Below are 18,739 nucleotides of genomic sequence, written 5' to 3' on the forward strand. Positions count from 1 at the left end.
ACCTGAGCTTTGCCATTACTTTTGCGGGTTTTGGGCGAAAACCGGATGGATACCTTCAGTCGACGATACGTAAAGTATGTATTGCAGCTAAGTTTTTGAACTGGTGAATAGTGCGAGAGTCAAAAGTGAAGTGATAGTTGGGCTGAATAAGTGAGGATTGATTTAATTATATTATTTATCATTGATTTATGCTGTTGTGTGTATCCTTCGGCATGGGTAGCGATAAGTGATACACTACGCACGAAAATGGACACGTTGTCAGTGAACAGGTAGCTGTAGAGCCTGGGGCGGTAGCGTGCTTTTTTGTTTAAACAATTTCTGAACCTCATACCAAAAGAGCCTCTTGTGGAAAAGCGATTCAAAAATGTCTTGATCATTAAAATGCGATTTCATGGGGACATGTTGCTGACAACGCCAGTAATCAGTACGGTAAAACGTAACTACCCCGACGCTAAAATTGATGTGTTACTGTATGATGATACAAAACCAATTTTGTCAGAAAACTCAGAAATAAATACGCTGCTGGGTGTTAGTAAGAAAAAAGAATCATTAAGAAATAAGGTACATAATTTTTATCACTTGTTAAAAATTTTACGTAAAAATAAATATGATTTAGTGATAAATTTAACCGATCAATGGTTAATTGCTTTATTAGTTCGTTTCCTTCCTGCAGGTATAAAGCTTTCTCACGATTTTCCGCATCGCCAAAAGGCTTTCTGGGTAAATAGTTTTACTCATCTCGTTCCAGTTGTTGGCGATCATGTTGTTGAGCGGAATTTGTCTGTGCTAGCTCCTTTGGGAATTAAGGACTATGTTACTGAGCTTTCAATGCATTATAAAAAAGCTGACTGGGATAATATTCAGGATCAATTGAATAAGCTTGATGTCACGCAGCGATACATTGTTATTCAGCCTACAGCAAGACAGATCTTTAAATGTTGGGATAACATTAAGTTTAGTCAGTTAATTGACCATATTCACGATCGTGGTTACTCAGTTGTTTTGACTTCCGGGCCTGGTAATGAAGATTTGGATTGTATTCATGATATCGCTACTGAATGCAAAATAACTCCCGTGACAGCGTTGGCAGGTAAAACAACATTTCCTGAATTGGCAGCTCTGATTCAACATGCTGCTTTATTCATCGGTGTCGACTCTGCGCCTATGCACATTGCGGCGGCTGTGAATACGCCCATTATATGCTTATTTGGGGCAACAGATCATATTGCATGGCGTCCTTGGACTAATAACATGATTTTGCTTTGGGCTGGAAACTATCAGGCCATGCCTTCAAGAGATAATCTCGATCGTAGTAAAAAGTATCTTTCGGTTATTCCAGTGGAAGATGTCATTAATGCTGCGAATCAGGTTTTAAATGGCGAATATATTCACGTATAGGGAAATTTATTATGGTCATTGCAATTTGTCTTTATAAATATTTTCCTTATGGTGGATTGCAGCGTGATTTTATGCGAATCGCCTCAACTATTGCGAATCGTGGGCATCACGTTAGAGTTTATACTCGCTCGTGGCAAGGAGAACGTTCCCCTGACTTTGAATATGTTGATGTCCCTGTTTCAGCATATTCAAATCATAAACGTGATAAGCAGTATTCAGAATGGGTATTAGCGCATTTATCCCGGCATCCTGTAGATTGTGTTCTTGGTTTCAATAAAATGCCTGGGCTGGATTATTATTATGCTGCGGATATTTGTTATGTTGCAAAAGTCGCAAAAGAAAAAGGTTTCTTTTATCGTCTGACTGGGCGATATAAACATTACTCTCAATTTGAGAATGCTGTGTTTCATCGGGGCGGAAAAACAAAACTGCTTATGCTTACCGGTAATCAAATAAGTGATTTTAAACGCTTTTATAATACCGAGTCAGAGCGTTTTCAGCATCTCCCGCCGGGTGTTTATCCGGATAGAAAATACAGTAATCAGGAAAATAATAGCAGAAGTATTTATCGCGAAAAAAATGGCATAGCCGATGACTGTTTTTTGGTGCTGCAGGTAGGATCTGATTTCTCAAGAAAAGGTGTCGATCGGTCTATAATAGCACTTGCAGCACTGCCTGAAGAAATACGTAAGCAAACCAGTTTATTTGTTGTTGGCCAGGATGAACCCCGTGCATTTGCCGCGTTAGCCGAAAAATTAGGGGTAACAGCTAACGTACATTTCTTCGCCGGCCGTGATGATGTTGCCGGTTTAATGACAGCGGCAGATCTATTAATTCATCCCGCCAAACAAGAAGCTGCCGGAATTGTATTGGTAGAAGCGATTGCCGCTGGTTTACCTGTATTGGTGACCGAATGTTGTGGTTATGCACATTATATTGCTTCAGCACAGTGTGGTGTGGTGTGCAGTGAGCCCTTCCAGCAGGATGTCCTGAATCAGGCAATGTATAAAGCGCTGTCTGACTCCTCTCTTCGGGAAGCATGGAGAAAAAATGCAAGGCATTACACTGATACTCAAGACCTTTTTAGCTTACCAGAGCGTGTAGCAGATATAATCACAGGTAAAATTGATGGTTGAATTAAAAGAGCCGTTTGCCACGCTGTGGCAGGGAAAAAATCCATTTGTTGAGGTGAAAAAGCTTCAAGGCGAAGTTTTTCGTGAATTAGAGACCCGCCGTACACTGCGTTTTGTCTGTGAGGAAAAAGAATATTTTCTTAAATGGCACTCTGGTACGACTTACCATGAGGTCTTTAAGAATTTACTTTCTTTTCGCTTACCCGTTCTTGGTGCTGATAGGGAATGGAAAGCAATACATCGCCTGGCTGAGTTGGGCGTCGACACTATGCAGGGTGTTGCCTACGGTGAGATGGGATGGAATCCTGTTAAAAAAACATCATTTATTATTACTGAAGCACTGACGCCAACGGTGAGTCTGGAAGATTATTGTGATAGTTGGAGTGATAACCCTCCTCGTTTAGGTATTAAAATCCAACTAATACAGCGTATTGCTGAGATGGTTCGCAAGATGCATTTGGGCGGAGTCAATCACCGGGACTGTTACCTCTGTCATTTCCTTTTACATTCACCCCTTGGTGCTAATGCAGAGAATTTGAAAATATCTATCATAGATTTACATCGGGCACAAATAAGAAAAAAAGTACCTTTGCGTTGGCGCAATAAAGATTTAATTGGTCTGTATTTTTCATCGTCAAAAATTAATATAACTGATCGCGATGTATATAGATTCTTAAAGGTTTATTTCAATAGTAGTTTGAGAGAAATCTTGAAAAGAGAACATTCATTTATTCGCCAGGCATCTGAGAAAGCTAAGCATATTGCAGAGCGTACTGTGCGTAAATCTTTGTAATGTCAGTTTTTGATGATGAAAAATCTACAGTTTAAATGGTGAGGTTAGATTTTTACATCACTAGTTGAATTTTTAATTTATAGGGCTTATATGTTCTCAAGTGCTAGTGTACAGTGTTATAAGAATAAATATACTGTATGTGTATTGCTTTTGTCATTCTTGATTCTATGCTTTATTTGGCCTATCCAAAGTAATATCCTGCCTGCAAACAGGAATTTTATAATTTATCTCAGTGTGATCCTTACGCTATTTTTATATTGTAAGAAAAAATATATTCGATATGAATTAGACCCGAGCGGAAAATATGGTCTCTATTTACTTATTTCCTTTTTGGTATTTACATTACTCAACGGATTATTTGTTGCACCTGATCTCATAGAAATGGTCAGAAGTTGGCAAGGACAGTATTTACGAGCTGGGTTGTTGTTCTTTGTTGGGCTGTATTTGTTTCCAATTTGTAGTTTTCACTTTAAGGGTTTAAACAAAAACAGGCTATTCTCATATGTTATACTTTTTTCATTGATTATAGTTTTTATTCAGTTACTACAATTTTTATATTATTTCTTCAAGACTGGTGAGCTTTTGTGGGGAGAAACATGGATTGTTCCAACACGTACTGAAATGAGCTTCCAGATCAATCTTGTGACAGGTTTGCTGTTGGCCGAAATAGCTTGCAGGGTATTCCTTCATCGTCAGTTTCTAATATTTAAAACTTGGTTAATTGCCACTGCTATTATTTTGTGTTTTATTTGCTCAGCTATCATTAAAACCCGCTGGGGGACTGTCGGGATGATTGGTAGCACAATTTCTATTTGCTGTTTTATTGCGTTAAAAGAATTGAGTAAAAAAAACCTACCTAAGCTGCTTTCAGCATTCGTATTAATAGTTATCACCGTTGGCGTTATAGGTTACACGTCATGGCATCAGGACAGTCGTTGGAAAACCCTGAGGATGGATATGGTGGCCGGCTGGAGCGTAGATATGCATAGCCGCTGTTATAATGGTTTTGAGGGTCCACTGATGCAGGATAAAGATGGACGCATTATGGATGATTCGAATAGTTGTCGAGCATCTTTCTTCCATCAGGGAATTGAGTTAATTAAAGAAAATCCATTTGGTAGCGGCCCGCGTAAAGATGCCTTCTTAGTGCTCTTACAAAAAGAATTTAATGATCCAATTATTAAACAATCCAACAGTCATTATGGGTTAATCGATGTTTCGCTTCAGAATGGTATTATCGGACTAATTATTTGGCTAGCTTTTGTTTTTTCTATGATCCTGATTGGATGGCGAAAGTTTTCACGTGAGTCAAATATTATTGGTTTGTATCTTTCATTATTTACGGTGAGCTTCTTATTCCGTTCTGGTGTGGATAATATGATGCGAGATCATTTCCTTGAACAAAATTTGGCTCTGACTGGACTGATGCTTGGTTTGATTTTTACTCCAAAAATTTCTCGAGATGAAAAATGAAAGTATTAATTATTCGTAGGGATAATATCGGTGATTTGATATTAACAACACCACTCATTTCTACGCTTGCAAAAGACCTTGGTTGTAAGGTGGGTTTATTAGTTAATACTTATAATGAATCTATTCTTGAGCATAATCCCAATGTGGAAAAGGTTTTTTTATACAGTAAGCTTCATCATCGTAAGGAGGGGACGTCAAAAATAAATGTTCTCTTCCAAAGACTGAAAACAATGATTAACTTACGCCGTGAGAAATATGATGTTGCGATCATTGCGAAAGAGCGGTGGGATAAACGTCCATTATTGTGGGCTAAGTTGTCTGGAGCGAAAAGAGTTATCGCGATAGGTAATAATTGTCCAGATAGCATCACTGATGCAATTCCAGAAACGGAAGAGAAGCTTCATTTAGTTAACTTATTGGCCATGCTGGGTACCCCTCTTGGATGTACATCGGCACCGGGTCCATTAGAGTTGTATGTCACGGAAGAAGAAGTTAATGCGATAAAGTCAAAAATAAACTTTCCTGAAGATCATCTGCCAGTTTATGGATTACAGATTAGTTCTCGTAGAATCGAACAGCAGTGGCCAAAAGAGCTTTTTGTCGAATTTGCTCGTAGATTAGCGGAAAGAGAGTCTTGCCATATTCTTCTGTTTTGGTCACCAGGAAAATCTGATAATCAACAGCATCCTGGTGATGATGAGAAAGCTGACTTTATTCTTGAGCAATGTGCCGATCTTTCCATTATTGCGGTAAAAACAAAAAACGTACGTGAGTTAATGGCCGGAATGACGTTATGCGACCAGATTGTCACGAGTGATGGCGGAGCATTGCATATTGCTGCAGGTGTGAAAAAACCTATCGTTGCATTGTTTGGCAATAGGGCTGAATGGCTGTGGACACCGTGGGGTGTTCCATTCGAAATGTTGCAGGGCAGAGATTATGATGTCAGAAACATCAGTGTCGATGATGTGATAAATCGCTTTGTTACATTACGTGAGCGCGTGAAAGAGTCATAAAACCATGCCTGATAAGGCAATGGTATCTCATTCTGTTTTAGAATAATTTAAATGGGTATTGCTTAATGATTAGAGCATTAAGGAAAAGGATCCAGCTATGGCTGGTTAATTTTTTCCTAATTATTTACACTCGTCAAAAGAACCTGTATTCAAGCCGACGTGTATTTGAACTCGATGATAAGAGCGATTTTACTAATATACTAATATACTCTTCTACCGCTCTTGGGGATTTTATGATGAATTCCCCTGCTATTCATGAGATTAGGAAAAGATTTCCTTCTGCAAATATTACCTTAGTGTGTAATAAGAAAATGTATAGTTTTCTTAAAGAAGGAACAGAGTGGGATAATTTAATCAGTTGGGATAATAAATTTACTACGCTTTTTCAGTTAGTAAAGGAAATTAAAAAGCATGGCTCCCCAGAATTAACCGTTATTCTCCATTCGCATACGCCATATGATTTCTTAAGTGCTATATTGTCAGGCACGAAGTTTATTTTCGTAGATAATGATAAACAAGACTTACCGCTAGTCAGCAAATGGGCGACGAATCATATTAGTAAATTCGTAGGGCATACCATTCAGCGGAAGTTGGAATTAATTTCTCCGCTGTTAGACACAAATCCTGATAACAGGATGCGTCTTCCCTTTCCGGTTGAAAAGACCCTTAGTGAAAATGACGCTAGCTATAGGTGGATTGGTTTCCAGATGGGGGCTTCATCCTATAAAAAATGTTGGCCTGTTCAGCGATTTGTCACACTTGCAAGCCAACTCTTTACTTCTCCTGATGTGAGAATTGTGCTTATAGGCGCCCCAAATGAACGCCCTTTGCAAGATGAATTCATGCAAAATCTGGATCCTGGCTTCCATAACAGAGTAAAACCTTTAATTGGCGAAACGTCGCTGAAAGAATTAATTCAGGAAGTTAAAAATATGGATCTGTTGGTGACTTCTGACACCGGGCCTATGCACCTTGCGGTGGCGATGCAGATACCTACCGTGAGTATGTTTGTTATTACCTCCCCATACCTGTATGGACCTTTCCAGGATCCACAATTACATTCAGTTATTTATAAAGCCTATACCGCTCTGGATGAGTTGAAGTATAAGTCGGCGTTAGAGAAAATTAGCTGTGATGAAGTACTCAGCCGAATCACAGTCTATTTTAGTCAGAAAGTATAAAGACTAGACACCCTGATGTTGCACAGGCATTCGGGGTGTTTATTTGAATGTGTTCTTAATTTTTTCTAGTACTTCTCTTGAGGAGAGTTTTGACATCTTGTCGTCAGGGGCGTTACACACCTCCTGATTTTTCCCATACCCCCCAATCAGCCCCGGATCTGTCGGTCCGTAAAGCGTTACATTCGGGCGGTCTAATGCGGCGGTAAGATGGCTTAATCCTGTATCAACGGAAACCACATATTTTGCCCCCGCCAATACTTTAGCCACTTCTTCAAGCGTCATTTTCGGTAAGACGTCAACAAAATCAAACCCTTCTGCCAGCCGCTTTGCCCTTGCTTCTTCATGCGGTGCTCCCCACGGAAGCTTAATGCGAACCCCTGAACCCTTCAGCAGGCTAATCAGCTCACGCCAGTGAGTTTCTGGCCAGTGTTTATCATCTCGTGTCGTCGCATGTAAGAATACGGCATATTGGCCATTATTCGCCTTCAGAGAGTTCAGAAAATGGGATGCGATTGCATAATCACCCTGCCGCTCTGATTGGGGATATCCCAGGCTCTTAGCAAAAAGCTCACGCACGCGCTCAACCGCGTGTTGCTGCTTAGCCACGCTGTGTCTAACGTTGTAGAACAGGCTGGCCAGTGGCTCACGTGCGCTGTGCCAATCCATGCCGTGCTTTATGCCATGCGCCTTGCGAGTGACCAGCGCGGCACTTTTTACCAGCCCCTGAGCATCGATAATGCAGTCATATTCTCTGGCCTTCAGCTCCTTATAGAACACTTCTCGTTCAGCGCGTGTTTTAGAAGCAAACCAGCTTTTACGCCAGCGACGGATCGCCACCGGGAATACTTTATCCACGGCCGGATGCCAGCTCGGGATCTGGGCAAAGCCTTCTTCAACAACCCAATCGAACTTGATACCCGGAATGGCATGCATCGCGTCCGTAAGCGCAGGAAGAGAGTGAAGAACATCACCCATCGAAGATGTTTTAACGAGAAGAACACGCATCAGTCTTCCTTGCTGCGGGTTAACAGTTCAGTCAATACAACCAGCACGCTCTCGGGCGTGATATCGATCAGGCTTTGATGATAGCCCTCAGCGGCATCGCCTTTACGCACTTTATGGTAGCCGCTGATCAGGCGAATAACCTTCGCTTTATGGGAAAGCGGTGGCGTGAAGTCTGGACTGCTTGGGCCGTAAAGTGCCACCAGCGGACGGTCGAGTGCGGCTGCAACATGCATCAGGCCGGAATCATTGGTGACCACGCCCTCGCAAGCGGCAAGCAATATCACGGCCTGTTCAAGCTGGGTATCCCCGGCAAGGTTACGGCACCATGCCTGCTGCTCAGTGGTGAGGGCAGCAAGAATATCTTTACCAGCGTCCTTATCCTTGGCAGAGCCGAAGAGCACAACCTGATAGCCAGCATCAATGAGTTTTGCTGCGAGCGCGGCGTAATGATAGTGCGGCCAACGCTTTGCCGGGCCGAACTCTGCTCCGGGGCAGAAACCTATCATCGGACGCTGTGACTCGAGATTAAAGGCAGCGCAGGCCTGTGTTTTCTCACCTTCACTGACATGAAGTTGAGGCCAAAGGAGTGGCTGTGGGAGATCTTTCGCCGACTGCATTACGCCCTTGTCGTAACCTAAAGCGACGTAGCGTTCTATCATTAAAGGCCAGGCTTGTTTGTCCAGCTTGCGGCTGTCATTCAGCAGGCCGTAACGCAATTCGCCCAGCCAACCCGTGCGATGAGGAATGTTGGCAAAAAAAGGAACTAGTGCGGACTTAAAGGAATTGGGCAGGACGTAAGCACGATCATAGCGCTTATCCCGAAGGCTATGACCCAGACGGCGGCGTTCTGCGATTTGCAGCGCCCCGTGACCTAGCGGCATAGCGATCGCCTCGTTCACTTCCTGCATACGTGATAATAGCGGACGGCACCACGCGGGTGCCATCACATCAATGATCGCCTGGGGATAACGCGCCTTGAGCGTGCGATAGAGACTTTGCGACATCATCATGTCGCCCACCCATGACGGGCCAATCACCAGAATTTTCATGCTTTTCCTGTGCAGCTTATGCGTCGCGATTTAACCATTTCATGTATTCCGCAACCCCTTGGGCAACGGTTTTGAACGGCTTGTCGTAACCCGCAGCGCGCAGATTGGTTAAGTCGGCTTCAGTATAAGCCTGATAGCGACCTTTTAGCTTTTCCGGGAAAGGAATGTACTCGATGCTGCCTTTGTTGTGATACGCCAGCGCTGCATCTGCCACGGCCTGGAAGGATTCCGCACGGCCGGTACCGCAGTTGAAAATACCGGAAACACCATTTTCCCAGAACCAGAGGTTAACGGCGGCCACATCACCCACATAGATGAAGTCACGCTTGAAGCCGTCACTGCCTTCAAAGAGTTTAGGATTTTCACCGTTATTCAATTGGGTGTTGAGGTGGAAGGCGACGCTCGCCATGCTGCCTTTGTGGCCTTCACGCGGCCCGTAGACGTTAAAGTAGCGGAAGCCGGTCACCTGAGAGTTCGCTTCTGGCAGGATTTGGCGCACATATTCATCAAACAGGAATTTTGAGTAACCATATACGTTCAGCGGCTGTTCATATTCGCGTGATTCGATGAAGTCTTTATTGCGTCCACCGTAGGTCGCGGCGGAAGAGGCGTAGAGGAACGGAATTTCACGCTCCAGGCAGTAGTGCAGAATTTCTTTAGAGTACTGATAGTTGTTGTCCATCATGTACTTGCCGTCCCACTCGGTGGTGGAGGAGCAGGCACCTTCATGGAAGATGGCGTCGATATCACCGAAGTCTTCCCCGGCCATAATTTGGATCAGGAAGTCTTCCTTATCCATGTAGTCGGCGATGTCCAGATCAACCAGGTTAACAAATTTAGTCCCGTCTTTGAGGTTATCCACTACCAGGATATCGCGGTAGCCTTGCTCATTCAGTGACTTAACAATGTTGCTGCCGATCATGCCGGCGCCGCCAGTAACGATAATCATAAGTTTAACCTTTAAAAAGTGGAGCTTTCAGGCCATAGACCTGATGCGCTAATGGCTCTTATCATACCATTACAATTAAAGACCCGCCTAATGAGCGGAAGTTTTTCACCCTCGTGATTTATCCTGCAAAAATCATATTCCCTGAAGCGTAATCTCGTCTCCTGGTATAGGTTTGGGTAATATATGCCGAAATTTGCCATGCCTGGAGAATCGCGATGCGCGAAGATTTTTACAAGCAGTTGACCTCCCAGCTCGAGACGGCTCGTGCGGAAGGGTTATTTAAAGAAGAGCGTATTATCACCTCCGCCCAGCAGGCGGACATCACCGTCGCGGACGGTAGCCACGTTATTAACTTCTGCGCCAACAACTATCTGGGCCTCGCTAACCATCCGCAGCTGATTGAAGCGGCTAAACAGGGGATGGATAAACACGGTTTTGGTATGGCTTCGGTCCGCTTCATTTGTGGTACTCAGGACAGCCACAAACAGCTGGAAAGCAAGCTGGCCGATTTCCTGGGAACGGACGATGCGATTCTCTACTCCTCCTGCTTCGACGCCAATGGCGGCCTGTTTGAGACGCTGCTTGGGCCGGAAGACGCCATCATTTCTGATGCGTTAAACCATGCTTCAATTATTGACGGGGTTCGCCTGTGCAAAGCCCAGCGTTATCGCTATGCCAACAACGATATGCAGGAGCTGGAAGCTCGTCTGAAAGAGGCTCGCGCTGCGGGTGCTCGCCACGTGATGATCGCCACCGACGGCGTGTTCTCAATGGACGGCGTGATTGCCAACCTGCAGGGCGTTTGTGACCTGGCGGATAAGTACAATGCGCTGGTTATGGTCGATGACTCCCACGCTGTGGGCTTTGTAGGTGCCAATGGGCGCGGTACGCACGAATACTGCGATGTTATGGACCGGGTTGATATTATTACCGGCACGCTGGGTAAAGCGCTGGGTGGTGCTTCAGGTGGCTACACCGCTGGTCGCAAAGAAGTTATCGAATGGCTTCGCCAGCGTTCCCGTCCTTACCTGTTCTCGAATTCACTCGCACCAGCCATCGTTTCCGCCTCTATCAAGGTCCTGGAAATGCTGGAGTCAGGTGCAGAGCTGCGTGAGCGTCTGTGGTCCAACGCACGTCTGTTCCGTGAAAAAATGAGCGCTGCCGGGTTTACGCTTGCTGGTGCCGATCACGCGATTATTCCAGTGATGCTTGGTGAAGCGGTTGTGGCGCAAAACTTTGCGCGCGAGCTGCAAAAAGAAGGTATTTATGTCACCGGTTTCTTCTATCCGGTGGTGCCAAAAGGTCAGGCGCGTATTCGCACCCAAATGTCGGCGGCGCATACCCCTGAGCAAATCGAACGTGCGGTAGATGCGTTTACGCGCATCGGTAAGCAATTAGGCGTTATCGCTTAAGGGAGCGGTCATGAAAGCATTAGCAAAACTGAAGGCGGAAGAAGGCATCTGGATGACGGATGCTCCCAAGCCGGAAATGGGTCATAACGATCTGCTGATCAAAATTCGTAAAACGGCGATTTGCGGGACCGACGTCCATATTTACAACTGGGACGAATGGTCGCAAAAAACTATTCCTGTTCCTATGGTTGTAGGCCACGAATACGTGGGTGAAGTGGTCGGCATTGGCCAGGAAGTGAAAGGCTTCAAGATTGGCGACCGCGTTTCCGGCGAAGGGCATATCACCTGTGGGCACTGCCGTAACTGCCGCGGCGGGCGTACCCACCTGTGTCGTAACACTACCGGCGTGGGTGTGAACCGCCCTGGCTGTTTTGCTGAGTATTTGGTTATCCCGGCGTTTAATGCGTTCAAGATCCCGGACAATATCTCAGACGACCTGGCTTCCATCTTCGACCCGTTCGGTAACGCAGTGCACACGGCACTTTCGTTCGACCTGGTGGGCGAAGATGTGCTGGTCTCCGGTGCGGGCCCTATCGGGATCATGGCGGCGGCAGTAGCGAAGCATGTCGGCGCGCGTAACGTGGTGATTACCGACGTGAACGAATACCGTCTTGAGCTGGCGCGCGAAATGGGTATTACCCGTGCGGTTAACGTCAGCAAAGAAAGCTTGCAGGACGTAATGAGCGAGCTGGGGATGACCGAAGGATTTGACGTGGGCCTGGAGATGTCCGGGGCGCCTCCAGCATTCCGCACAATGCTGGATACCATGAACCACGGTGGCCGTATTGCGATGCTGGGGATCCCGCCGTCAGATATGTCTATCGACTGGACCAAAGTTATCTTTAAAGGATTGTTTATTAAAGGTATCTATGGGCGAGAGATGTTTGAAACCTGGTACAAGATGGCCGCCCTGATTCAGTCTGGCCTGGATCTGTCCCCGATTATCACCCACCGCTTCTCTATAGATGAGTTCCAGAAAGGCTTTGACGCGATGCGTTCCGGGCAGTCCGGCAAAGTTATCCTGAGCTGGGATTAATCATTAAGCCAGAGGGCATCGCGCCCTCTGGTTTTTCAATCAGGCCTGTTTGTCCCAACCCTGCCACTGATGCTGGAGATATTTCACCAGCGCGCTCTCGGCAATACTTTCACTGATGACTTTAAAGTAGGCGGTAGCGTACACCGGTTCGAGAGGCTGCTTCGGTTTACACACCTTCACGCCACGGAACGGGTTACGCGGCGGCGGCTGTTTGCCTGGCTGAGTATTATTCGGCGTTGAGGTATCTACCTGCGGTTCATTAAGCAGGCTGCTTGGACGCACCAGCGTGATGTCCGGTGGCAGGTTGTACACCATTTGCTGGAGAACGCGAACGGTTGAAGGGTGAGGATGACCAATGGCGATCGCTGACCCCGTTTTGCGAGCAAGCTGGATAGCGCGATTGAACTGAAAGCGAATATCCGCCTCGTTCTGAGTATCGTCGAGGAACACTTTCCGTTTAATCACTTTGACACGAGTGCCTGCCGCGGCGCGCGTGGCCTGGCTGTTACCGATGGTCATGCTGTCCAGGAAATAGAGATTGTACTGCTCCAGCGACTGCATCACCTTTTGCATGCCGAACAGGCTGGAGGTCATTGCGCTGCCCATATGGTTATTCATCCCAACGGCATAAGGGACTTTGTTCACCGCGTCGCGGATAATTCTCTCGATTTCGCCGCTGCTCATGTCCGGGCGGAGCGTATCTTTCTCTAGCGGTTGTTTGCTGAGTGGTGCCATCGGCAGATGGATCAGAACTTCATGCCCGGCGTTATGGGCTTTGGTGGCCATTTCGCGAGCGTGTGGCGCGTTGGGAAGCACGGCGACGGAGACGTTAGTCGGCAGGGCCAGCACCAGGTTTTCCTGCTGAGGGCGATAGCCAAAGTCATCAATGACTATTGAGAGCTTACCGGCCCATGCGGAGGTGGCCAGCATTAGCCCGCTGGCGGCGGCGAAAAAAACGGTGCGGAACTGAGGCAAAACTTATCTTCCCAACCACGGTTGTGGATTCACTGCCTGGCCCTGGCGACGAATTTCGAAATAGAGTGACGGACGGCCCTGACCGCCACTGCTACCGACCAGCGCAATAGGTTGCCCGGCACGTACCTGGGTGCCGACGCTGACTAACGCGCTCTGGTTGTAGCCGTAGAGACTCATATCGCCCTTACCGTGTTCAATGACGACAACAAGACCATAGCCCTGAAGCCAGTCGGCAAGGATCACGCGTCCGTCGGCAATGGCTTTAACTTCCGTGCCTTCCGAAGCCGCAATAACGATACCTTTCCAACGTAGTTCACCTTGCAGCTGTTCGCCATAGCGATGCAGTAACGAACCGCGAACCGGCCAGTATGCCTGCCCACGTGGCGCACCCAGGCCACCTGTTCTCGACATCAATGAACGCTCGCTTTCGGTTGGCTTGTAGGTTGTGCCTTTGTTGGAGGCTTCCTGCTGTTTATTGCGAACCTGCTCTGCTTCGCGTGCCTCACGCTCGGCTCGAGCTTTTGCTGCGGCTTCTGCACGGGCTATCTGATTTTGTAAGCGCGCCTGGTTCTGGCGCATTTCACTCAGCTTCTGCTGATCCTGCTGAATGGAGGATTCCAGGCCTGCCAGCGTCTTTTTACGTTCGTTGCGGGCGCTCTCCAGCTTGGCCTGCTGCGCCTGCTGGTCGTACAGCAAGGTTTGCTGTTCGCTTTGCTTACTTTCCAGCTCGATTTTTTGCTGTGCGGCTTCCGCTTTGGTCTGTTTTAACTCTTCGATAGTCTGCTGGCGTGCAGCGTTAAGGTAGCCGAAATAGGCCTGTAGCCGCTGGCCACGCTGGCTTTCTTCGCCGCTAAGAATCAGCTGAATGCCGGTATGCTGGCCCTGACGAAACGCCGCATCCAGCTGGGCAGCCAGGTTACGTTCCTGGGTTGCCTGTTGTTTTTGCAGTTTGGCGAGGGAGTTGTTCAGCGTCGCGATTTGATTGTTTAAATCCGCGAGAGTGTTCTGGGTTTCACGCAGCTTGCGGCTGGCCGCAGAAATTGCTTCTTCCTGCGCTTTTAGCTGAGCGAGTAAAACGGAGCGTTGCTGCTGCTGCTGACGCACCGCACGTTCTTTGGCGGCGATATCCTGTTGGATGGATTGCAGCTGCTGTTTGTCGTCAGCATGGCTGGAAAAAGGCCATAACAAGACGCCAGCGCTGAACACGCTGGCGTAGATAACGGGCTTCACAGCCCATGTCTTTGAAAAAATCGCCTTTCCCCTCATGGGGAGGGATTATTCCACGATGAACAGCGGCTTGCCAGTCATCTCGTGCGGGATTTCCATTCCCATCAGGCTCAACATGGTTGGCGCGATGTCAGAAAGCTTGCCGCCAGCGACAGCTTTCAGGTTTTTCTCACCTACGTAGATCAGCGGAACCGGCAGGCTGGTGTGCGCGGTATGGGCCTGGCCGGTAGCCGGGTCGCGCATTTGCTCTGCGTTGCCGTGGTCTGCAGTGATCAACAGCTGACCGCCAACGGCCTCAACGGCTTTAACCACCTGAGCGACGCAGTTGTCGAGGGCTTCAACGGCGGAAATCGCAGCATCATAAACGCCGGTATGGCCGACCATGTCACCGTTCGGATAGTTGCAGATGATGGTGTCGTATTTGCCGCTGTTGATGGCGCTCAGCAGCTTATCGGTCAGTTCAGCAGAGCTCATTTCAGGCTGCAGATCGTAGGTCGCCACTTTCGGAGAATTCACCAGGACGCGGTCTTCACCCGCGAACGGCTCTTCAACGCCGCCGTTGTAGAAGAAGGTCACGTGAGCGTATTTCTCGGTTTCGGAGATGCGCAGCTGGGTTTTATTGTGTTTCGCCATCCACTCCCCGAAGGTATTGGTCAGCGAAGCAGGTGGGTAAGCGCAGGCCGTTTTAATGTCTGCGGCATATTCAGTCAGCATCACGAAGTCGCCAAACTGCACTACTTTTTTGCGGCTAAAACCGTCGAAATCGGCGTTAACAAAGGCGCGAGTGATCTGGCGGGCACGGTCAGCGCGGAAGTTCATGAAGATCAATGCATCGCCGTCATTCATAGCAGATTCGGCTTCGCCTGCGGCGCGAATCACGGTTGGCTTAACGAATTCATCGTTTTCGTCGCGAGTGTAAGCTGCTTCCAGACCGGCAACCGCATTGTCTGCCTGGAATTCGCCTTTGGCCTGAGTCATCAGGTCGTAAGCCAGCTCAACACGATCCCAGCGGTTGTCGCGGTCCATGGCGTAGTAACGGCCAATCAGGGTGGCAACGCGGCCTTTGCCCAGCTCAGCGAACTTGTCGGCAAATTTCTTCAGGGAAGATTCTGCGCTGCGTGGCGGCGTGTCACGGCCATCAAGGAAAGCATGCAGATAAATAGCTTCAGCGCCTCGCTCGGCCGCCAGCTCGATCATCGCCAGAATATGGTCTTCATGGCTGTGAACGCCGCCAGGGGAAACCAGGCCCATGATATGTACCGCTTTACCGGCGGCAACGGCTTTGTCTACCGCACCGGTCAGAACTGGATTAGCAAAGAAAGCACGTTCTTTAATTTCAACGTCCAGGCGAGTCAGATCCTGGTAGACGATGCGGCCAGCACCGAGGTTGACGTGGCCCACTTCGGAATTACCCATTTGCCCATCAGGCAGGCCCACTTCCAGGCCTGATGCGTTGATCAGGGTATGCGGACGCTGGGCCCACAGGCTATCCATCACCGGCGTTTTAGCATTAAGAATCGCGTTATCCTGCTGCTCTTCGCGGTGGCCATAGCCATCGAGAATAACCAGGACCATAGGTTTTTTAGTAACCGACATTGCAACAACCTCTGAGTCTAAGACAAAATTTGCGTAATTTTACTACAGCCGATCCGGGCGAATAGCCGCAGAAGATCAAAGAAAGAGGTTGGATGGCGATCGGATTTCATCAGTCTGGTTCTTTTTTTCCGTAACAGCCCGCAGAATCCACATAACATTATTCAGACTGGCTGTAATTGCCACAACGCGAAGGTATACTCCCCACCTGGTTTTCTCATCATTACTTAGTCGGGAGTTATTACCCCCCATGCAAGAAATTATGCAATTCGTAGGTCGCCACCCCATACTTAGTCTGGCGTGGGTTGGCCTGCTGGCCGCGGTACTTTTCATGACCTTTAAAGGCCTGGCTTCTAAAGTCAAAGTGATCACTCGTGGTGAAGCCACTCGCTTAATTAACAAAGAAGATGCGGTGGTGGTTGATATACGCCAGCGCGACGACTTCCGTAAAGGCCACATTGCAAATTCACTGAACGTGCTGCCAACTGAAATCAAAAGCGGCAACTTGGGTGAACTTGAAAAACACAAAACGAAGCCCATTATTGTGGTATGCGCTAACGGTGTTTCTTCACAAGAATCAGCGGCTTTGTTGCACAAGGCTGGTTTTGAGCAGGTTGCGCTGCTAAAAGAAGGTATTGCCGGCTGGAGCGGGGAAAACCTGCCGCTGGTTCGCGGTAAATAATCTGGAAAACTGAGGTAAACCATGGCGAATATTGAGATCTATACCAAAGCGACTTGTCCTTTTTGCCACCGCGCAAAAGCCCTGCTGAACGAAAAAGGCGTGGCGTTCCAGGAATTGCCTATTGATGGTGATGCCGCTAAGCGGGAAGAGATGATCAAACGCAGTGGTCGCACCACGGTACCGCAGATTTTTATTGACGCACAGCACATTGGCGGTTGCGATGACTTGTACGCACTGGACGCGCGTGGTGGACTCGATCCCCTGCTGAGCTAGTGCGGTTTGTCTGCCGTGTATCGCAGAGTAAGGACGTTTAAATTTAAGGGTTAACAATGTCAGAACAAAACAATACAGAAATGGGTTTCCAGATTCAGCGTGTTTACACCAAGGATGTCTCTTTCGAAGCACCTAACGCACCGCACGTTTTCCAGAAAGACTGGCAGCCGGAAGTAAAACTGGATCTGGATACTGCATCCAGCCAGCTGGCTGAAAATGTTTATGAAGTTGTGCTGCGCGTAACCGTGACCGCTACGCTGGGCGAAGACACTGCTTTCCTGTGTGAAGTTCAGCAGGCGGGTATCTTCTCCGTTGACGGTATCGAAGGCACGCAGCTGGCGCATTGCCTGGGCGCATACTGCCCGAACATTCTGTTCCCATATGCGCGTGAATGTATTACTAGCCTGGTTTCTCGCGGCACTTTCCCGCAGCTGAACCTTGCACCGGTTAACTTCGATGCGTTGTTCATGAACTATCTGCAGCAGCAAGCTGGCGAAGGTGCTGAAAACCATCAGGATGCCTGATGAACAGCCTTAATGCTTCAATGACTGTTATCGGTGCCGGCTCTTACGGCACCGCTCTCGCAATTACCCTTGCGAGAAATGGCCACCACGTTGTGTTGTGGGGTCATGATGCCAAACATATTGCCACGCTGCAGGCCGATCGCTGCAATGCGGCTTTCCTGCCCGATGTCCCTTTTCCCGACACCCTACATCTTGAGCGTGATTTAGCCGTAGCATTGGCTGCCAGCCGTAATATTCTGGTGGTTGTACCGAGCCATGTGTTCGGGCAAGTGTTGCGTCAAATCAAGCCGCTGATGCGCCCGGACGCACGTATTGTGTGGGCGACAAAAGGGCTGGAAGCTGAAACGGGTCGTCTACTGCAGGATGTTGCCCGTGAGGCGCTGGGGGATGATGTTCCTCTGGCGGTCATTTCTGGCCCAACATTCGCGAAAGAGCTGGCAGCAGGTTTACCGACGGCGATTGCGCTTGCGGCAACCGATGACCAGTTTGCGGATGATCTCCAACATCTTCTGCACTGCGGTAAAAGTTTCCGCGTCTACAGCAATCCCGATTTCATCGGCGTTCAGCTTGGCGGTGCGGTTAAAAACGTTATCGCTATTGGCGCGGGGATGTCGGACGGCATCGGCTTTGGTGCTAACGCGCGTACCGCGCTTATCACCCGTGGTCTTGCGGAGATGACTCGCCTTGGTAGCGCGCTCGGTGCTTCGCCGGAAACCTTTATGGGTATGGCCGGTTTGGGCGATCTGGTACTGACCTGTACCGACAACCAGTCCCGCAACCGTCGCTTCGGCATGATGCTCGGTCAGGGAATGGATGTGGATGGTGCACAGCAAAAGATTGGCCAGGTGGTTGAAGGCTATCGCAATACCAAAGAAGTTCGCGAGCTGGCGGCTCGGGTAGGCGTCGAAATGCCAATAACCGAGGAAATTTATCAGGTATTGTATTGCGGAAAAAATGCGCGCGAGGCAGCATTAACGTTGCTTGGTCGTACTCGTAAGGATGAACGAAGCGGCAAATGAA

The 18,739-nt window shown here is 48.1% G+C and carries 18 protein-coding genes; 12 read left to right on the forward strand and 6 right to left on the reverse strand.

The features are described 5' to 3' along the window. Window positions 1-345 precede the first annotated feature (345 nt). The 6 genes from rfaQ (at window position 346) to LH86_RS05470 (ending at window position 6,994) form a co-directional block, all read left to right on the forward strand. Window positions 346-1,398: a lipopolysaccharide core heptosyltransferase RfaQ gene (gene rfaQ, locus LH86_RS05445; RefSeq protein WP_039305943.1), complete on the forward strand. Its 1,053-nt coding sequence runs from the start codon at window positions 346-348 to the stop codon at window positions 1,396-1,398. Window positions 1,399-1,409: 11 nt separating this feature from the next. Further along, window positions 1,410-2,534 (forward strand): glycosyltransferase family 4 protein, encoded by a 1,125-nt coding sequence (locus LH86_RS05450; RefSeq protein ID WP_039299116.1) that lies wholly within the window; start codon window positions 1,410-1,412, stop codon window positions 2,532-2,534. After that, window positions 2,527-3,324, forward strand: coding sequence for a lipopolysaccharide core heptose(I) kinase RfaP (gene rfaP, locus LH86_RS05455; protein ID WP_039299119.1), 798 nt, complete (start codon window positions 2,527-2,529; stop codon window positions 3,322-3,324). Before LH86_RS05450 ends, rfaP begins: the two co-directional genes overlap by 8 nt. A 234-nt stretch (window positions 3,325-3,558) precedes the next feature. After that, complete coding sequence (locus tag LH86_RS05460) at window positions 3,559-4,797, forward strand: O-antigen ligase family protein (RefSeq protein ID WP_231562719.1); 1,239 nt, start codon at window positions 3,559-3,561, stop codon at window positions 4,795-4,797. Then, window positions 4,794-5,813 carry a glycosyltransferase family 9 protein gene (locus tag LH86_RS05465; protein WP_039299125.1) on the forward strand — a complete coding sequence of 340 codons (1,020 nt, stop codon included), beginning with the start codon at window positions 4,794-4,796 and terminating at the stop codon, window positions 5,811-5,813. Before LH86_RS05460 ends, LH86_RS05465 begins: the two co-directional genes overlap by 4 nt. A gap of 233 nt (window positions 5,814-6,046) precedes the next feature. Beyond that, complete coding sequence (locus LH86_RS05470) at window positions 6,047-6,994, forward strand: glycosyltransferase family 9 protein (protein WP_231562720.1); 948 nt, start codon at window positions 6,047-6,049, stop codon at window positions 6,992-6,994. A gap of 39 nt (window positions 6,995-7,033) precedes the next feature. Here the strand turns inward: LH86_RS05470 and rfaC are convergent, their stop codons facing one another. From rfaC to rfaD, 3 genes are read right to left on the reverse strand one after another with little or no spacing between them, the layout of a single operon-like run. Next, window positions 7,034-7,999, reverse strand: a complete 966-nt coding sequence (gene rfaC / locus LH86_RS05475) for a lipopolysaccharide heptosyltransferase RfaC (RefSeq protein WP_039299129.1) — start codon at window positions 7,997-7,999, stop codon at window positions 7,034-7,036. Continuing rightward, window positions 7,999-9,048: an ADP-heptose--LPS heptosyltransferase RfaF gene (rfaF, locus tag LH86_RS05480; RefSeq protein WP_039299131.1), complete on the reverse strand. Its 1,050-nt coding sequence runs from the start codon at window positions 9,046-9,048 to the stop codon at window positions 7,999-8,001. The genes rfaC and rfaF overlap by 1 nt, the downstream gene beginning before the upstream one ends. A 16-nt stretch (window positions 9,049-9,064) precedes the next feature. After that, the gene (rfaD, locus tag LH86_RS05485) at window positions 9,065-9,997 is read right to left on the reverse strand and encodes an ADP-glyceromanno-heptose 6-epimerase (RefSeq protein ID WP_039299133.1); all 933 of its coding nucleotides are present in this window, start codon (window positions 9,995-9,997) and stop codon (window positions 9,065-9,067) included. A 215-nt stretch (window positions 9,998-10,212) separates the two neighbouring features. On the opposite strand from rfaD, the gene kbl reads away from it, so the two are divergent. Next, window positions 10,213-11,409: a glycine C-acetyltransferase gene (gene kbl / locus LH86_RS05490; protein ID WP_039299134.1), complete on the forward strand. Its 1,197-nt coding sequence runs from the start codon at window positions 10,213-10,215 to the stop codon at window positions 11,407-11,409. 10 nt (window positions 11,410-11,419) lie between these two features. Next, window positions 11,420-12,445: an L-threonine 3-dehydrogenase gene (gene tdh / locus LH86_RS05495; RefSeq protein WP_008457475.1), complete on the forward strand. Its 1,026-nt coding sequence runs from the start codon at window positions 11,420-11,422 to the stop codon at window positions 12,443-12,445. A gap of 39 nt (window positions 12,446-12,484) precedes the next feature. On the opposite strand, the gene LH86_RS05500 is transcribed toward tdh, so the two are convergent. The 3 genes from LH86_RS05500 to gpmM are packed head-to-tail and all read right to left on the reverse strand — an operon-like array spanning window position 12,485 to window position 16,243. Next, window positions 12,485-13,375, reverse strand: coding sequence for a divergent polysaccharide deacetylase family protein (locus LH86_RS05500; protein ID WP_231562727.1), 891 nt, complete (start codon window positions 13,373-13,375; stop codon window positions 12,485-12,487). A gap of 48 nt (window positions 13,376-13,423) precedes the next feature. After that, window positions 13,424-14,686: a murein hydrolase activator EnvC gene (envC, locus tag LH86_RS05505; RefSeq protein ID WP_039299139.1), complete on the reverse strand. Its 1,263-nt coding sequence runs from the start codon at window positions 14,684-14,686 to the stop codon at window positions 13,424-13,426. A gap of 9 nt (window positions 14,687-14,695) precedes the next feature. Continuing rightward, entirely contained in the window at window positions 14,696-16,243 is a 1,548-nt protein-coding gene (gpmM, locus tag LH86_RS05510) for a 2,3-bisphosphoglycerate-independent phosphoglycerate mutase (protein ID WP_039299141.1), read from the reverse strand. Window positions 16,244-16,490: 247 nt separating this feature from the next. Between gpmM and LH86_RS05515 the strand changes: the two genes are divergently transcribed. The 4 genes from LH86_RS05515 to gpsA are packed head-to-tail and all read left to right on the forward strand — an operon-like array spanning window position 16,491 to window position 18,738. Continuing rightward, window positions 16,491-16,922, forward strand: a complete 432-nt coding sequence (locus LH86_RS05515) for a rhodanese-like domain-containing protein (protein ID WP_039299143.1) — start codon at window positions 16,491-16,493, stop codon at window positions 16,920-16,922. Between the two features lie 21 nt (window positions 16,923-16,943). Continuing rightward, window positions 16,944-17,195, forward strand: a complete 252-nt coding sequence (gene grxC / locus LH86_RS05520) for a glutaredoxin 3 (RefSeq protein WP_008457480.1) — start codon at window positions 16,944-16,946, stop codon at window positions 17,193-17,195. A 56-nt stretch (window positions 17,196-17,251) separates the two neighbouring features. Further along, complete coding sequence (gene secB / locus LH86_RS05525) at window positions 17,252-17,719, forward strand: protein-export chaperone SecB (protein WP_008457481.1); 468 nt, start codon at window positions 17,252-17,254, stop codon at window positions 17,717-17,719. Continuing rightward, the gene (gpsA, locus tag LH86_RS05530; RefSeq protein WP_039299145.1) at window positions 17,719-18,738 is read left to right on the forward strand and encodes an NAD(P)H-dependent glycerol-3-phosphate dehydrogenase; all 1,020 of its coding nucleotides are present in this window, start codon (window positions 17,719-17,721) and stop codon (window positions 18,736-18,738) included. The genes secB and gpsA overlap by 1 nt, the downstream gene beginning before the upstream one ends. Window position 18,739: the final 1 nt, after the last annotated feature.

Source organism: Cedecea neteri, from assembly GCF_000758325.1.
Lineage (GTDB): Bacteria > Pseudomonadota > Gammaproteobacteria > Enterobacterales > Enterobacteriaceae > Cedecea > Cedecea neteri_B.

What these genes read in the sequence shown, in the direction of transcription:
- LH86_RS05450 (WP_039299116.1), top strand. Translation starts at nt 1,410, where the DNA reads ATGGTCATTGCAATTTGTCTTTATAAATATTTTCCTTATGGTGGATTG.
- rfaP (WP_039299119.1), top strand. Translation starts at nt 2,527, where the DNA reads ATGGTTGAATTAAAAGAGCCGTTTGCCACGCTGTGGCAGGGAAAAAAT.
- LH86_RS05465 (WP_039299125.1), top strand. Translation starts at nt 4,794, where the DNA reads ATGAAAGTATTAATTATTCGTAGGGATAATATCGGTGATTTGATATTA.
- LH86_RS05470 (WP_231562720.1), top strand. Translation starts at nt 6,047, where the DNA reads ATGATGAATTCCCCTGCTATTCATGAGATTAGGAAAAGATTTCCTTCT.
- rfaC (WP_039299129.1), bottom strand. Translation starts at nt 7,999, where the DNA reads ATGCGTGTTCTTCTCGTTAAAACATCTTCGATGGGTGATGTTCTTCAC.
- rfaF (WP_039299131.1), bottom strand. Translation starts at nt 9,048, where the DNA reads ATGAAAATTCTGGTGATTGGCCCGTCATGGGTGGGCGACATGATGATG.
- rfaD (WP_039299133.1), bottom strand. Translation starts at nt 9,997, where the DNA reads ATGATTATCGTTACTGGCGGCGCCGGCATGATCGGCAGCAACATTGTT.
- kbl (WP_039299134.1), top strand. Translation starts at nt 10,213, where the DNA reads ATGCGCGAAGATTTTTACAAGCAGTTGACCTCCCAGCTCGAGACGGCT.
- tdh (WP_008457475.1), top strand. Translation starts at nt 11,420, where the DNA reads ATGAAAGCATTAGCAAAACTGAAGGCGGAAGAAGGCATCTGGATGACG.
- LH86_RS05500 (WP_231562727.1), bottom strand. Translation starts at nt 13,375, where the DNA reads ATGCTGGCCACCTCCGCATGGGCCGGTAAGCTCTCAATAGTCATTGAT.
- envC (WP_039299139.1), bottom strand. Translation starts at nt 14,686, where the DNA reads ATGAGGGGAAAGGCGATTTTTTCAAAGACATGGGCTGTGAAGCCCGTT.
- gpmM (WP_039299141.1), bottom strand. Translation starts at nt 16,243, where the DNA reads ATGTCGGTTACTAAAAAACCTATGGTCCTGGTTATTCTCGATGGCTAT.
- LH86_RS05515 (WP_039299143.1), top strand. Translation starts at nt 16,491, where the DNA reads ATGCAAGAAATTATGCAATTCGTAGGTCGCCACCCCATACTTAGTCTG.
- grxC (WP_008457480.1), top strand. Translation starts at nt 16,944, where the DNA reads ATGGCGAATATTGAGATCTATACCAAAGCGACTTGTCCTTTTTGCCAC.
- secB (WP_008457481.1), top strand. Translation starts at nt 17,252, where the DNA reads ATGTCAGAACAAAACAATACAGAAATGGGTTTCCAGATTCAGCGTGTT.
- gpsA (WP_039299145.1), top strand. Translation starts at nt 17,719, where the DNA reads ATGAACAGCCTTAATGCTTCAATGACTGTTATCGGTGCCGGCTCTTAC.